The 14542-nt window shown below is 70.5% G+C and carries 16 protein-coding genes; 6 read left to right on the top strand and 10 right to left on the bottom strand.

Annotated features, from left to right (window positions below):
* Positions 1-39: 39 nt before the first annotated feature.
* Positions 40-630 (bottom strand): hypothetical protein, encoded by a 591-nt coding sequence (locus ACFWY6_RS35830; protein WP_384699631.1) that lies wholly within the window; start codon positions 628-630, stop codon positions 40-42.
* 190 nt (positions 631-820) lie between these two features.
* On the opposite strand from ACFWY6_RS35830, the gene ACFWY6_RS35825 reads away from it, so the two are divergent.
* The gene (locus ACFWY6_RS35825) at positions 821-1840 is read left to right on the top strand and encodes a LysR family transcriptional regulator (RefSeq protein WP_384699629.1); all 1020 of its coding nucleotides are present in this window, start codon (positions 821-823) and stop codon (positions 1838-1840) included.
* Between the two features lie 110 nt (positions 1841-1950).
* On the opposite strand, the gene ACFWY6_RS35820 is transcribed toward ACFWY6_RS35825, so the two are convergent.
* A complete protein-coding gene (locus tag ACFWY6_RS35820; protein ID WP_384699627.1) occupies positions 1951-3282 on the bottom strand; it encodes an erythromycin esterase family protein in 1332 nt (443 codons plus the stop codon).
* Positions 3283-3417: 135 nt separating this feature from the next.
* Here ACFWY6_RS35820 and ACFWY6_RS35815 point away from each other — a divergent pair, with 135 nt between their 5' ends.
* A complete protein-coding gene (locus ACFWY6_RS35815; protein ID WP_384699626.1) occupies positions 3418-4122 on the top strand; it encodes an alpha/beta fold hydrolase in 705 nt (234 codons plus the stop codon).
* A gap of 16 nt (positions 4123-4138) precedes the next feature.
* On the opposite strand, the gene ACFWY6_RS35810 is transcribed toward ACFWY6_RS35815, so the two are convergent.
* A complete protein-coding gene (locus ACFWY6_RS35810) occupies positions 4139-5410 on the bottom strand; it encodes an exo-beta-N-acetylmuramidase NamZ domain-containing protein (RefSeq protein ID WP_384699624.1) in 1272 nt (423 codons plus the stop codon).
* Between the two features lie 158 nt (positions 5411-5568).
* On the opposite strand from ACFWY6_RS35810, the gene ACFWY6_RS35805 reads away from it, so the two are divergent.
* The 3 genes from ACFWY6_RS35805 to ACFWY6_RS35795 are packed head-to-tail and all read left to right on the top strand — an operon-like array spanning position 5569 to position 8628.
* On the top strand, positions 5569-6333 hold the full coding sequence (locus ACFWY6_RS35805) for an SDR family oxidoreductase (RefSeq protein WP_384699621.1): 765 nt from the start codon (positions 5569-5571) through the stop codon (positions 6331-6333).
* Positions 6330-8012 (top strand): class I adenylate-forming enzyme family protein, encoded by a 1683-nt coding sequence (locus ACFWY6_RS35800; protein WP_384699619.1) that lies wholly within the window; start codon positions 6330-6332, stop codon positions 8010-8012. Before ACFWY6_RS35805 ends, ACFWY6_RS35800 begins: the two co-directional genes overlap by 4 nt.
* Before the next feature lie 22 nt (positions 8013-8034).
* Positions 8035-8628, top strand: coding sequence for a TetR/AcrR family transcriptional regulator (locus ACFWY6_RS35795; RefSeq protein ID WP_266868767.1), 594 nt, complete (start codon positions 8035-8037; stop codon positions 8626-8628).
* 92 nt (positions 8629-8720) lie between these two features.
* Here ACFWY6_RS35795 and ACFWY6_RS35790 read toward each other — a convergent pair whose 3' ends face one another.
* From ACFWY6_RS35790 to ACFWY6_RS35780, 3 genes are all read right to left on the bottom strand, one after another.
* Positions 8721-9941 (bottom strand): acyl-CoA dehydrogenase family protein, encoded by a 1221-nt coding sequence (locus ACFWY6_RS35790; RefSeq protein WP_384699617.1) that lies wholly within the window; start codon positions 9939-9941, stop codon positions 8721-8723.
* Between the two features lie 7 nt (positions 9942-9948).
* Positions 9949-10980 (bottom strand): phosphotransferase family protein, encoded by a 1032-nt coding sequence (locus ACFWY6_RS35785; RefSeq protein WP_384699615.1) that lies wholly within the window; start codon positions 10978-10980, stop codon positions 9949-9951.
* Between the two features lie 223 nt (positions 10981-11203).
* Entirely contained in the window at positions 11204-11500 is a 297-nt protein-coding gene (locus ACFWY6_RS35780) for a hypothetical protein (RefSeq protein ID WP_360778045.1), read from the bottom strand.
* 171 nt (positions 11501-11671) lie between these two features.
* Here ACFWY6_RS35780 and ACFWY6_RS35775 point away from each other — a divergent pair, with 171 nt between their 5' ends.
* Positions 11672-12607 (top strand): NADP-dependent oxidoreductase, encoded by a 936-nt coding sequence (locus ACFWY6_RS35775; protein ID WP_384699613.1) that lies wholly within the window; start codon positions 11672-11674, stop codon positions 12605-12607.
* Between the two features lie 25 nt (positions 12608-12632).
* On the opposite strand, the gene ACFWY6_RS35770 is transcribed toward ACFWY6_RS35775, so the two are convergent.
* The 4 genes from ACFWY6_RS35770 to ACFWY6_RS35755 all read right to left on the bottom strand — a co-directional run.
* The gene (locus ACFWY6_RS35770) at positions 12633-12953 is read right to left on the bottom strand and encodes a DUF202 domain-containing protein (protein WP_384699611.1); all 321 of its coding nucleotides are present in this window, start codon (positions 12951-12953) and stop codon (positions 12633-12635) included.
* Positions 12950-13342: a YidH family protein gene (locus tag ACFWY6_RS35765; protein WP_384699609.1), complete on the bottom strand. Its 393-nt coding sequence runs from the start codon at positions 13340-13342 to the stop codon at positions 12950-12952. The genes ACFWY6_RS35770 and ACFWY6_RS35765 overlap by 4 nt, the downstream gene beginning before the upstream one ends.
* 30 nt (positions 13343-13372) lie before the next feature.
* Complete coding sequence (locus tag ACFWY6_RS35760) at positions 13373-13909, bottom strand: NUDIX hydrolase (RefSeq protein ID WP_384699607.1); 537 nt, start codon at positions 13907-13909, stop codon at positions 13373-13375.
* A gap of 15 nt (positions 13910-13924) precedes the next feature.
* A partial coding sequence (locus tag ACFWY6_RS35755; protein ID WP_384699605.1) for an SDR family oxidoreductase occupies positions 13925-14542 on the bottom strand: 618 nt, incomplete at its 5' end.

Below are 14542 nucleotides of genomic sequence, written 5' to 3'. Positions count from 1 at the left end.
CAGGGACGGCACCTGCCCCACACAGTCACCGGCCGTCGGCTAGCCGGTGGCCTTCCGCCCCCGCGCGAAGCGGTTGACGGGCGGCAGCCAGCACAGCACGATCGCCGCGATGGCCGCGAACACCGCCACGCGGCTCGTCCACAGGACCGAGTCGGGTTCGTAGTCGCCGAGGATCAGGAGGTGCGGGAACAGCGCGATCACGGCCGAGACGGTGATGAGGACGCGGGCCCAGACGGCGGCGCTCTTGCGGGCGGCGAGCGCGAAGATCAGCAGGCAGACCGCGGTGAATATCGCGAATCCTGCACGGGCGGACAGGGTGCCCGCGCGGTCGCTGATCATCTCGTCCCAGATGGGACCCGAGAGGGCCTTGATGTCCGCCGCGGAGGTCCCCGAGGGCAGTCCGACGACGTCCGGGTGGTCCTGGATGACGTCGTTGATGTTGTCCTCGGCCATGTCCTCGCCGCCGGCGAAGACGAGGACGGCGCCGATGATCGCGGCGACCGCGGAGAGGACCGTGGTCCACACCAGAGCGGTGAGGGTGCCGGGTCGCCTGACCGCGCGGCCCGAGTGGCTCGCAGGGCCCGCGGGGTGGGGACCGTGGTGCGCGGGTGCGGCCGGGTAATGGCTCACGAGCGTAAGTCTCCTCAGAGATGATTGGACGAGCGGGATTGGCTCGACCATTCCACGGGTACCGGGAACGCATCCAGCTTTTTCTGGAAGAAATCGCCAGATAATTTAGGGTGTTCTCCGGATCAGTTTCTGCGGCGGCTATGCTGCAATGCCGTAAAACACAAAGGAGTCGGAGAGCGAGTCGCCGAGCATGGCCTTATCCGGTCCGCAGCAGTACCCCACGGAGCTGCTGGACACCACGATGGATCAATTACGTACGCTGCTCGCCGTGCACGAGACGGGCACGGCGCTCGCCGCCGCCCGGCAGCTGGGGCGCGAGCAGTCCAGCGTGCAGAAGCAGCTGGACACGATGAACCGCACCTTCGGAGCGCTGTGCGGCGAAGCCCTCGTCCTGAAGCGGGGGCGCGGCAAGGACGTCCTTTTCACCCCCACCGGCGAGACCCTCGTCGACCTGGCAAGGCGCACGCTCGGCCAGTGGACCGACGGTCTGCACGACGCGCGCCGCCGCCTCGGACGCACCCTGTCGGTCGGCTCCACCCGCTACACGCTGGGGTTTCTCCTGGACGCGGTGGAGCGGGTGAGCGACGCCTACGAACGCCGCGGCGTCGATCTGAAGGTCACCCATGTCCGCACCGGGGACCTCTTCGCCAAGCTGCGGAGCAAGGAACTCGACCTGGTCTGCGGCAGTGTCGTGGTCATCGAGGGCGAGGAGGCCGAGCTCGACCCCTACGAGGTCATCGAGTGGCGGCGCAGCGGACTCTCGCTGCTCACGAACCTGCCCGACGAGCGCCTTCCGGGTGCTTCGGTCGGCGCGAGCGAACTGCCCGAGCTGCCGCTCGTGGTGTCGGCCGGCGGTCTGATCGGCCGCTTCCTCACCTCCTGGTACGGCGCCGACTACCGCAAGGAGCTGTCCATCGCCGCCGAGATAGAGGCCGCGCACTACGGCTTCGAGCTGCTGCGATCGGGCGTGGTCAGCGGGGCGATGCTGGTCACGCGGGGCATCGCCGAGGCCGCCGAGAGCGGCAGCCTCCCGGAGGCCGGGGGGCTGCGCAGGCTCGACGTCATCGGCGACACGGGACCGCGGACCGAGGTACTCGTGGGTGTGTTCACGCGGCGCGGCGACCGCGATTCCTACGATTCGGGGCATCCCTTGAACCTGCTCTGGGACGCGCTCGCCAAGGAGAATGAGCGGTGGTGGCTCAGTAGCTGAATTATCCATTCCGTATATGACCGGAGTATGTGGTCTAGACGTGTGGAGAATTCATGTTGCGCGCGTGCTTCATATTGCATTTACTCGGTTATGCAAGGTCTCGTTCGCGGTCATTGAGACTGCCGGTGCGCCGCAGTGACCCGGTCGAGGTGGATGAGGATGTCGTGCGAGGGCGCGAGCCTGATCTTGTACGGGCCGTCCGGCCATCCGCTGCCGATGCTGCGCGTCACCCGGGCCTTGCTCAGCCACGCGCGGGTCGGGTCCGGCAGCGAGCGCAGGTCCACGAAGTAGTCGTCGAGGCGCACCTTGTCGAGCGTGTGCTCGTTCATGCCGCGCGTCGCCGGGCCCACCGTCACGGACTTCCACTTGCCGTTGTCGGGGCCCTGGGCCATGAACGCCCCCTGGTCGAAGGTGAACCCCATGCTGACGTAGCGCCCGCCGAGCCGCTCGCGCAGGAAGGCGCCCTGCATCTTCGGGTAGCGCGGGTCGTAACTCTCGTACGCGACATGGGCGTTGTGGGCCGACAGGAGCACCTTGTCGCCCGTCCTGCGCTGCCACCAGGCGGTGTTCTCCGCCATGATGCGGTCGCGGTGCAGCATGGCCTTCTTCGAACCCTCGGGGGTGTCCAGGGCAAAGGCGTAGAGCGTGGCGGTCTGCGAGACCGACCGGGCGTGCTGCAGCGCCCACGTGAACTTCCCGCCGGGGCGGTCGGGTTGGCGCTGCTTCAGTAGCTCGAAGGCCTTCCATGCCTGCCCGGCCAGCTTCCGCCGCTCCTCCAGGGGCCTGCCCATGTAGGTGTCCCCGTCCGCGAGGCGGCGGATCGGTGCGTACAACTCCTTGATCCTGGGCAGCAGTTCGGGCTCGTGCGCGCGGACGTACTCCTCGACGCCGCCGAACACCTCGGCGCCGAGTTCCGGGTAGTTGAGGTCGTTCCCCATGAACCGCAGCTGCTTCCGGTGCGGGTGCTTCTCGTTGTACGCGCGCATCCAGGTCAGCAGCTCGACGTACTCCTCCGTGTCCCAGGGCGTCTTCGCCAGCTCCTGGTGGACCAGCTCGCGCACATCGCCTTCGCCCCCGCGCACATACGTGTCGAAGCGCAGGCCCGTCGTCCAGCTGACCTCCTGCGCGAAGGTGGTGAAGCCCTTCTCCTCGACCAGATACCGGAACACCCGGTCCTTCATGGTGAAGAACTCGTGCGAGCCGTGCGTGGCCTCGCCGAGCCCCACCACCGAGGCATCGCCCACCATCCGGCCCAGCGGCCGCAGATCCCCGGCGTCCCCGCCCGGATCGGTGGACCGCAGCGGGTGGGCCGCGCGCTCGATCGCCGGGACCGGATCCGCCGCCCGGGGCGTCGCGCGGGCGGCCTGGGGAGCGAGCAGCGCCCCCGTCCCGACTGCCGTGACCAGCAGGAGCGGGACCCTTCGCCGCGTCACGCGTGTCATGCCGTACCTCCTCGATTCGCCTGTCATGAGCGGGACACCACGATTCCGGGCGGCCGATGGCGCCGCCATCCGGCAGGCACCCCCATCGCCGGTGGGGTCTGCTCCACCACGGCCTTGGCGTGTACGTTCTCCTCCATGGCGGAATTCGTACTCGTGGCGGGCGCGTGGCTCGGATCGTGGGCCTGGGACGACGTGGCGCGGGAACTGCGGGCGGCCGGGCACGGCGCCCACCCGCTGACGCTCTCCGGCCTCGCCGACAAGCAGGGCGCACCGGCCGGACAGCAGACCCATGTGCAGGACATCGTCGGCGAGGTGGAACGCCTCGGCCCGCGCGATGTCGTCCTCGTCGGGCACAGCTACGCGGGCATCCCCGTCGGCCAGGCCGCAGAGCTGATCGGCGACCGGCTCACCCGCGTGGTGTTCGTCGACTCCAACGTCCCGGTCGACGGTGAGTCGTTCGCCTCCGCGTGGTGGCAGGGCCAGGAGGTGTTCGAGGAGACGCTCGCCGAGAACGACGGCTGGTGGCCGCCCCCGGCCGCGGCCGAGTTCGACGGGCAGGGGCTCGACAGTGAACAGGTCGCCCGGTTCGCGAGCGGCTCGACACCGCACCCCGGCGCCACGCTGACCGAAACCGCGGAGCTCGCCCGCCCGCTCGGCGAGCTCCCGGCGACGTACATCAAGTGCCTGCTCGACGGCCGAGAGCCGATGGACGACGTGGCCGAGCTGCTCAAGAGCGAGCGCTGGCGGCTCGTCGAGATGGACACCGGCCACTGGCCGATGTTCTCCCAACCGCGCGAACTGGCAAGGATTCTGCACGCGAGCGCGCAGCGGTCGCTCTAGGGACAGCTAGGGACAGCTAGGGATAGCGCAGATACCGGCGGCGCATCGCGCGGAAGCCCGCGAGGTCGTCCTGCCAGGCGGCCACCACCGCGTCCGTGTCCGCGCCCGCGTCGATCTGGGTGCGGACCCGGGTGGTGCCCGTGAGCTTGTCGATCCAGTTGTCGGAGCGCCAGGCGAAGCCGCTCCACACCTTCTTGGCGGTCACGAGCAGCGCGATGCCGGTGCGCACCGGGTCGTACGACTCCCGGTCGTGGACATGGAGTTGGACGCCGCCGATCGTCTTGCCCTGGAACTTGGAGAACGTCGGCGCGAAGTACGCCTCCCTGAAGTGCGCACCGGGCAGGCCGAGTTCATTGACGGCCGCCGCCCACTTGCGGTCGATGCCCTCCGCGCCCAGGAGCTCGAAGGGGCGGGTCGTGCCGCGCCCCTCCGAGAGGTTCGTGCCCTCGAAGAGGCAGGTGCCGCTGTAGACCAGGGCGGTGTCGGGCGTCGGCATGTTCGGGCTCGGCGGTACCCACGGAAGGCGGGACGCGTCGTAGAAGTCCGAGCGCTTCCACCCCGTCATCCGCACGGTCTCCAGCTCCACGGGCCGCTCAAGGAACTCGCCGTTGAACAGGAGCGCGAGCTCCGTCACCGTCATCCCGTGCGCCTGCGCGATCGGCTGCCGGCCGACGAACGTCGCGAACTCCTTGTGCAGGACGGGCCCGTACGCGCCGCGCCCCGTCACCGGATTCGGCCGGTCGAGGACCATGAACCGCTTGCCCGCGAGCTCGGCCGACTCCATGCAGTCGAAGAGCGTCCAGATGTACGTGTAGAAGCGCGCGCCCACGTCCTGGATGTCGAAGACGATCGTGTCGACCCCGGCCGCGGTGAAGATGTCGGCCAGCGCCCGACCGCTCTTCTGGTACGTGTCGTAGACGGGAAGGCCGGTCGCCGGATCGTCGTAGCGCCCCTCGGAGCCGCCCGCCTGCGCCGTCCCCCGGAATCCGTGCTCGGGCCCGAACACCGCGACCAGATTCACCCGCTCATCGGCGTGCATGACGTCCACGATGTGGCGTACGTCCCTGGTGACACCGGTGGGGTTGGTGACCACGCCGACCCGCTCGCCGTCCAGCGGCGCGTACCCGTCGGCGGCAAGGCGCTCGAAGCCGGTGCGCAGGCGCCGCCCGCCGCCCGAACCGCCCCCCTCTACTGAAGCGGCGGAAGCGGGGGAGGCCGCGGTCAGGGCGGTGAGGGTGGAGGCGGCCAGCAGGCCGCGTCTGGACAGGCTGCGTCGGGACAGGTTCATGCAGAGACCTCCGTGAGCGCGGTGGCTGTCATGGCCACGCACGCTAGCGCGCGGACCTCCGGCGGGGAACGAACCCGGCTGGACGACCCCCTTCCGCCAGCACATACCGACTGGTTAGTCTGCGATCACAGCGGAGCCGCAGCCGAAGGAGACCGAACGTGGAGACCCTGCAGGACAAGGGAGTTGTCGTCACCGGTGCCGGAGGCGGCATCGGGGCCGCGCTGGCCCGCCGCTTCGCCGCGGCGGGCGCGCGCGTCGTGGTCAACGACCTGGACGCCGCCAAGGCCGAGGCGGTGGCCGGCGAGATCGGCGCCGTCGCCGTTGCCGGCGACGCGTCTGCGGTTGTGGCCGAGGCCAGAGAGGCGCTCGGCGGCACCGTCGACGTGTACTGCGCCAACGCGGGTCTCGGCTCCGGCGGCTCGGAGGCCGCGCCGGAAGACGTCTGGGCGAGGGCCTGGGACGTCAACGTCATGGCTCACGTCCGCGCGGCGCACGAACTGCTTCCCGGCTGGCTGGAGCGCGGCAGCGGCCGCTTCGTCTCCACCGTCTCGGCGGCCGGACTGCTCACCATGATCGGCGCCGCGCCCTACAGCGTCACCAAGCACGGCGCGTACGCCTTCGCCGAATGGCTCTCGCTCACCTACCGCCACCGCGGGATCAGCGTCCACGCGATCTGCCCGCAGGGCGTACGCACGGACATGCTCGCCGCCACCGGCAGCGCGGGCGACCTCGTGCTCACGCCCACCGCGATCGAACCCGCCGACGTCGCCGACGCGCTCTTCGCCGGGATGGCCGAGGACCGCTTCCTGATCCTGCCGCACCCCGAGGTCGCCGAGTACTACCGGATCCGCGCCGCCGAACCCGACAAGTGGCTGACGGGCATGAACCACATCCAGCAGAAGTGGGAGGCGACGGAGCGGTGAGCGACACGACCTCCAGCGCCTCGATATACGACGCCAAGCCCTGGCTCGGCCGCCTCGACGAAGCCCAGCGCGGGCCCGTCGAGCCCGCCGACTCCGTCGTGCACGCCTTCCGGGCCGCCCTCGCCAGGGCCCCCGAGCACACGGCCCTCGCCTACTTCGACGGACGCCTCACCTACCGCGAGACGGACGCCCTCACCGACTCCGTCGCCGGACACCTGGCCGCGCGCGGGCTCGCGCGCGGCGACCGGGTCGCGATCCTGCTGCAGAACACGCCGCACTTCGTGATCGCGCTGCTCGGCGCGTGGAAGGCGGGCGCCACGGTCGTGCCGGTCAACCCCATGTACAAGACGGCGGAGGTCCGGCACGTCCTCGCGGACGCCGACGTGACGGCGCTGATCTGCGCGGACCGCGCATGGGAGACGTATCTGCGCGAGACGGCCGCCGCATCTCCCGTACGCATCGTGCTCACCGCCTGCCAGCTCGACCTGCAGAGCCGCGACGACGCCCGGGTGCTCGACTTCGAGCGCCTGCCGCAGGCCGCCGATGCCGAGGACCTGGTGACGGTCGCGCGCCAGGGACTCCCGGCGCCGTCGGACCGTGAACTCGGCCCGGCGGACGTCGCGTTGATCAGCTACACGTCGGGCACCAGCGGCACCCCCAAGGGCGCCATGAACACCCACGGCAACATCACCTACAACGCCGAGCGGCAGCGCACCGGCTCCGGAATCCCCGAAGGCGCCTGCTACTTCGCGATGGCGCCGCTGTTCCACATCACCGGCATGGTCGCGCAGATCGCCGGCTGCATCGCCAACGCGGGCACCCTCGCGCTCGCCTACCGCTTCGACGCGGGAGTCGTCCTCGACGCCTTCGCCGAGCACAAACCCGCGTACACCGTGGGCCCCTCCACCGCCTTCATGGCGCTGGCCGCCCACCCCTCCGTGACGCGGGAGCACTTCGACTCCTTCGCGATGATCTCCTCGGGCGGTGCGCCGCTGCCGCCCGCCCTGGTGGAGAAGTTCGCCGCGAACTTCGGGCCCTACCTCCACAACGGCTACGGCCTCACCGAGTGCACCGCCCCCTGCGCCTCCGTGCCGCCCGGCCTCCAGGCGCCGGTCGATCCGGTGTCGGGGACCCTCGCGGTCGGCGTACCGGGGCCGGAGACCGTCGTACGCATCGTCGACGACTTCGGCAAGGACGTGCCCTTCGGGGAGCAGGGCGAGATAGCCGTGCGCGGCCCGCAGGTCGTCCCCGGCTACTGGAAGCGGCCCGACGCCACCGACGAGGCCTTCCCCGGCGGCGAGCTGCGCACCGGCGACATCGGCTTCATGGACGCCCAGGGCTGGCTCTACGTGGTGGACCGCAAGAAGGACATGATCAACGCGTCCGGCTTCAAGGTCTGGCCCCGCGAGGTGGAGGACGTCCTCTACACCCACCCCGCGGTCCGCGAGGCCGCGGTGGTCGGCGTCCCGGACAGCTACCGGGGAGAGACCGTCAAGGCGTACGTGAGCCTGCGGCCGGGGGCCGAAGAGACACCGGAGGCGTTGGCGGACCACTGCAAGGAGCGGCTCGCGGCGTACAAGTATCCGCGGGCCGTCGAGATCCTGCCGGAGCTCCCGAAGACGACAAGTGGGAAGATCCTCCGGCGGGAACTGCGTTCTCGTACCAACAACAGCAAGTGACATCGGAAGGAAGGTGGCGGCAGTGGCCAGGACGACGGACGGTGACGGTACGCCCGTCCCTCAGCGGCTGCTCGCCGCCGCGACGCGGCTCTTCGCCGAGCGCGGCTACGACCGCACATCGGTGCAGGAGATCGTGGAGTCGGCAGGCGTCACCAAGGGCGCGCTCTACCACTACTTCGGCTCCAAGGACGATCTCCTGCACGAGGTGTACGCGCGCGTGCTCCGCGTCCAGCAGGAGCGCCTCGACGCGTTCGCGGACGCCGACGCGCCCATCGAGCAGCGGGTGCGGGACGCGGCGGCCGACGTCGTCGTGACGACGATCGACAACCTCGACGACGCGTCGATCTTCTTCCGCTCCATGCACCATCTCAGCCCGGAGAAGAACAAGCAGGTGCGGGCCGAGCGCCGCCGCTACCACGAGCGGTTCCGCGCGCTGATCGAGGAGGGCCAGGAGGCCGGCGTCTTCTCCAAGGCGACCCCGGCGGACCTGGTGGTGGACTACCACTTCGGCTCGGTCCACCACCTGTCCACCTGGTACCGCCCGGACGGCCCGCTCACCCCGCAGCAGGTCGCCGATCACCTGGCGGACCTGCTGCTGAGGGCGCTGCGGCCGTAAGGAGCGCCCCTTCGGGGCGCCCGAAGGGGCGCGGGGAACTGCGCGACCAGCCACGACGGAGTCGCAGTGAAGCACAGTCCCCCGGAAGGCGCTTACAGGAACTTCTTCAACTCCCGCCGCGCCAGCGACCGCTGATGCACCTCGTCCGGTCCATCGGCCAACCGCAGCGTCCGCGCCGCGGCCCACAGTTCAGCGAGCGGGAAGTCCTGACTTACACCACCCGCGCCATGCAGCTGGACGGCCTGGTCGAGGATGCCGACGACCGTCCGCGGCGTCGCGATCTTGATGGACTGGATCTCCGTGTGCGCGCCCTTGTTGCCGACGGTGTCCATCAGCCAGGCGGTCTTGAGCACGAGCAGCCGCAGCTGCTCCACGGCGACCCGGGCGTCCGCGATCCACTCCTGGACGACGCCCTGCCGGGCGAGCGGCTTCCCGAAGGCCGTACGCGCCACGGCCCGCTGACACATCAGCTCGATGGCCCGCTCGGCCATGCCGATGAGCCGCATGCAGTGGTGGATGCGGCCGGGACCGAGCCGCGCCTGGGCGATGGCGAAACCGCCGCCCTCCTCGCCGATCAGGTTCGAGATGGGGACGCGTACGCGGTCGAAGACGACCTCGGCGTGACCGCCGTGGTAGTGGTCCTCGTAGCCGTACACCCGCATGGCGCGCCGCACTTCGAGGCCGGGAGTGTCCCTCGGCACGAGCACCATCGACTGCTGGCGGCGGATGTCCGCGCCGTCCGGGTCGGTCTTGCCCATCACGATGAAGACCTTGCAGTCCGGGTTCATCGCCCCGGAGATGTACCACTTGCGCCCGGTGATGACGTACTCGGCCCCGTCGGCGGACCGCTCGATGAGCGTGGTGATGTTCGTGGCGTCCGACGAGGCCACCTCCGGCTCGGTCATCGCGAACGCCGAGCGGATCTCACCGGCGAGCAGCGGCTCCAGCCACTGCTTCTTGTGCTCGTCGGAGCCGAACTGGGTGAGCACCTCCATGTTGCCGGTGTCCGGGGCCGCGCAGTTCAGCGCGGTGGGCGCGAGCTGCGGGGAGCGGCCGGTGATCTCGGCGAGCGGCGCGTACTGGAGGTTGGTGAGCCCGGCGCCGTGCTCGGCGTCGGGAAGGAAGAGGTTCCACAGGCCCTGCCTGCGCGCCTCGGCCTTCAGCTCCTCCACGATCGGGGGCGTGTCCCACGGAGAGGCAAGCGCGGCCCGCTGCTCGTCGGCGACCGGCTCGGCCGGGTACACGTGCTCGTCCATGAAGGCGAGCAGCTTGGCGCGCAGCTCTTCGGTGTGCGCGTCGTAGGCGAAGTCCATGGCGGGCTCAGCCCTCCTTTCGTTCCTGGAGCGTGCTGAGGCCGTGCTCGATGAAGACGGGGACGAGCTCGCCGATGCGGTCGAAGCCCGCGCCGACCGTCTGGCCGAGCGTGTAGCGGTAGTGGATGCCCTCCAGGATCACGGCGAGCTTGAACCAGGCGAACGCCGTGTACCAGTCGACCGCCGACACGTCGCGCCCCGAGCGCGCGGCGTACCGCTCGACCAGTTCGGCGGCCGCCGGGTGTCCGGGGGCGCCCGCCGTGGTGCTGATGGGGGAGTTCGGCAGTTCGAGCCGGGTGCTGTACATGACGAGCAGGCCCAGGTCGGTGAGCGGATCGCCGAGCGTGGACATCTCCCAGTCGAGGATCGCCTTGATCTTGTCGTCCGGGCCGATCAGGACGTTGTCGAGGCGGTAGTCGCCGTGTACGACGGTGGCCGCGGGGGAGACGGGCAGCTTGCGGCCGAGCGCCGCGTGCAGCTCGTCGATCCCGGCGAGGTCGCGGTTGCGCGATGCGTCGAGCTGCTTGCCCCAGCGGCGCAGCTGCCGGTCGAGGAAGCCGTCGGGCCGCCCGAAGTCACCGAGGCCGACCGCCGCGGGGTCCACGGAGTGCAGATCGACGAGGGTGTCGACGAGGCCTTCGACGGCGGCCCGGGTGCGCTCGGCGCCCAGCGGTGCCAGCTCGTCGGCCGTGCGGTACGGCGTGCCCTCCACGAAGTCCATCACGTAGAAGGGCGCCCCGATCACGGAGTCGTCCTCGCAGAGCAGCACCGGCGTCGGCACCGGTACGTCGGTCGGGTGCAGGGCGCTGATCACCCGGTGCTCGCGCTTCATGTCGTGCGCGGTCGCGAGGACGTGCCCGAGCGGCGGCCGCCGGACGACCCAGCGTGTGCTGCCGTCCGTCACGGCGTACGTGAGGTTCGACCGGCCGCCCTCGATCAGCCGGGCGGTGAGCGGTCCGCCCACCAGGCCCGGCCGTTCGCGGTCCAGATGGCCGCGCAGCTGGTCGAGATCGAGGCCTGGCGGGTGGTCTGGGCTCATCTTCGCTCCTGATCGGACGGTCGACGTCGAATGCGGTGCCGGTGGTGCCGGCTGTGCCGGTCTTTATGATGCCGACCAGTCGGTATGTCGTCCAGAGCGCAGCGGGAACGTGATCAGGATCGCGGTCGCGCTCACCGCCCCCGGCATGCCGATCCCCCGCCACAGACTGCCAGTTGGTGTCCGTGCGGGGGAAGGCGGCCGGTCCGTTCGGGGCGCGTGGCCCTCAGTGGTCGTCCCAGTGGCCGTCGTGCGGCGCGTGCCGATGGCCGTCGTGGAGGTAGTCGACGTGGTCGCCGTGCAGGACCGACGCGTGTCCGCAGCCGTCGCCGTGCCGGTGGTCGTGTCCCTCGTGGATGGCGTGCCCGCTGGGCTCGCACTCGTCCCAGTGCCCGGAGTGCAGGCGGTGCATGTGGCCGTCGTGCGCGTAGTCGACGTGGTCGCCGTGCGGCACCTCCGGGTGCCCGCAGGCCGGGCCGTGGATGTGCTCGTGCACCGGGTGCTCGTGATGAAGCTGGGTCATGACGCGTACACCTTCTGTGGGAGGGGGTGACCCTCTCAGGCTAGCCCTCGATGCCCCTTTGGTGGGGATATGGAAGCCTTGTTGATGTTTCCATCACTTCGCTTCTGTCACCGCACGACGGCACCCCTCGCAAGGGCGATTCCACGAAGGCGATCCCATGAAGGCGATCCCATGAAGGCGATCAGCTACCGCCAGTACGGCGGACCCGAAGTTCTCGAGTACGGCGATGTCCGCGACCCGAAGGTCGGACCCGACTCCGTCCTGGTGAAGGTCCGCGCCGCGTCCGTGAACCCCGTCGACTGGAAGTGCCGCGAGGGCCACCTCGACGCCATCATCGACCCCGTCTTCCCGGTGATCCCCGGCTGGGACGTCGCGGGCGTGGTGGTGCAGCCGGGCGCGTCCGTGCCGGAGTTCTCCGTGGGGGACGAGGTCATCGGATACGTACGCGAGGACTTCCTCTCCCGCGGCACCTTCGCCGAGTACGTCGCCGCCCCCGTGCGCACCCTCGCCCGCAAGCCGCGCAATCTGACCTTCGAGGAGGCCTCGGGCCTGCCGCTCGCCGGGCTCACCGCCTACCAGGTGATCACCAAGGCGCTCGCCGTGACGGAGGGCGACGTGGTGCTCGTGCACGCGGCGGCCGGCGGCGTCGGTTCGCTCGCCGTCCAGCTCGCCCGGCACGCGGGCGCCCGTGTCATCGGCACCGCGAGCGAGTCCAACCACGGCTTCCTGCGCGAACTCGGCGCGGAACCGGTCACCTACGGAGAGGGCCTGGCCGGGCGGGTGCGGGAGCTGGCGGCGGAGGGCGTGGACGCCGCCTTCGACACGGTCGGCGGTGACGCCCTCAAGGTGTCTGCCGAGGTCCTCGCGCCCGGCGGGCGCCTCGCCTCGATCTCGGACCCCGCGGTGATCGGCCTGGGCGGCGACTACTGCTGGGTGCGCCCCGACGCCGACGACCTGCAGCGCCTGGCGCAGCTCGCGGAGCAGGACGTCGTCACGGTCCATGTCTCCGAGACTCTCCCGCTGGAGCGGGCGGCCGACGCGCACCGTCTGAGCGCGGAGGGCCGCACCCGGGGCAAGATCGTCGTGACGGTGGACTGGACGGACTGAATCAGCGCCACCGGGGCCCGGCGGCTCAGAGCACAATCGCCGTCGCGCACACCGCGAGCGCCATCGTGCACAGCGTCGCCGTCGCAGCCGCCCGCCGTGTGAGCGGGCGCGGCGTGCTCGTGGCGGACAGGTCGGTGAGCCTGCGGTGCGCCACCGCGAGGAAGCCGAGCCAGAGCAGCAGACACAGGGCGCAGGCGAGAACGGACAGCGTGGTGGTGCCGTCGTGCAGCGCCGCCCGTGCCGCGAGGACCGCGGCGACGGTGCTGGACAGCGTCGTACGCCGCCACGCGAGCCGCGTGCGCTCGGGCTGCAGCCCCGGATCGCGGACCGCGGTCTGATCCGTCACCCTTCCCACCCGAAGAGCACGATGACGACCATGGCGAGCGCCACCACCGCGACGGCCAGGCTCAGCAGCGTCGGGAAGCGCGACGTGGGCAGGTCCTCGCCCCGCCGCATCGCCCGCTCGCAGCGCACCCAGTGGTTGACCGCCCGCAGCGAGCAGAGCACACCGGCGGCGAGCAGGGCCAGGGCGAGACCGATGCGCCATCCCCAGCGCAGGTCCGGCAGGAACTGGTCCACCGCGAAACCCCCGCCGATCAGGGCGAGCGCGGTGCGCAGCCAGGCGAGGAAGGTCCGCTCGTTGGCGAGCGAGAAGCGGTAGTCGGGGGTGTCGCCCTCCTCGCTGATCCGCTCGGGGGCGAACCACAGGCGCAGGCTCTGTACGAAGTTGCTCACCCGCCGCACACTAGCCCGCGCCGCCTCGCCCTACCGCGCGCGGAACTCCCGCAGCCGCTCGAAGGCGGCGAGCCCGTCCGGCGTCCACTCCCACTCGCCGAGCCGCCGCTCCAGCTCGTCCTCGGTGAGGAAGGCGTGCCAGTCGACCTCCTCGACCTGAGGGCTCACCGGCAGATCGCAGACCACTTCGTAGACGTACGACCACCAGGAGTGCCCCGCGCCGTCTTCGTACAGGAACTTGAACAGCGGGGTGGGCTGCGGGAGTCCACTGACCCCCAGCTCTTCCTGCGCCTCGCGCAGCGCCGCGTCGCCGTAGGACTCACCGGCCCCCACGACCCCTCCGACGAACATGTCGTAATGGGAGGGGAAGACGAGCTTGGTCGGTGTCCGGCGGTGCACGAAGACACGGCCATCGGGGTCCCGCACGAGGATGAACGCGCAGCGGTGGCGCAGACCCCGCGCGTACACCTCACCACGTGGGGCCTCGCCGATGACCTCGTCGTTCTCGTCGACGATGGTCAGGATCTCGTCGCGGGGGTCGGCCTGTCCGGATGTCGCGTCAGTCATGCCGACCATCCAACCTCACTGCCCCATGACGTACTTCACGGTGGGTCCCGCGGTCCAGCCGCCGTCGACGGCGATCTCGGCGCCCGTCACGTACGAGGCGGCGTCCGACAGGAGGAAGACCATGGCGCCGGCGATCTCGTGCGGCTCGCCGACCCGGCCCATGGGGGTGTTGGGGTACTTGCCCTCGCCCTTCTCGATGCCGAGCTCGGCCGTCATCGGGGTGTACGTCATGCCCGGGTGGACGGAGTTGACGCGGATCCGGGCGGTGCCGAGCTCCACGGCGCCGATCTTGGTGAGGCCGCGCACGCCCCACTTGGAGGCGCCGTAACCGGCGGTGAGGGCGAGGCCCATGAGCCCGGCGGCGGAGGAGATGTTGACGATCGACCCGCCCCCGTTCTCCTTCATCACCGGGATGACGCTCTTCATGCCGATGAAGACGCCGGTGAGGTTGATGTCGAGGACCTTGCGGAAGTGCTCGACCGACTCCGACTCCAGGAACTGTCCGGTGGATATCCCGGCGTTGTTCACCAGGCCGTGGATCCCGCCGAACTCGGCGACCGCGAACCGGGCGACGCGCTGCCAGTCCTCCTCGGACGTCACGTCGTGGTGCGCGAAGCGGGGCCGCGGCCCCGC

It is taken from the genome of Streptomyces sp. NPDC059037, assembly GCF_042740015.1.
Lineage (GTDB): Bacteria > Actinomycetota > Actinomycetes > Streptomycetales > Streptomycetaceae > Streptomyces.
The sequence above is the reverse complement of the archived record's forward strand: the minus strand, read 5'-3'. Positions and strand labels throughout refer to the sequence as shown.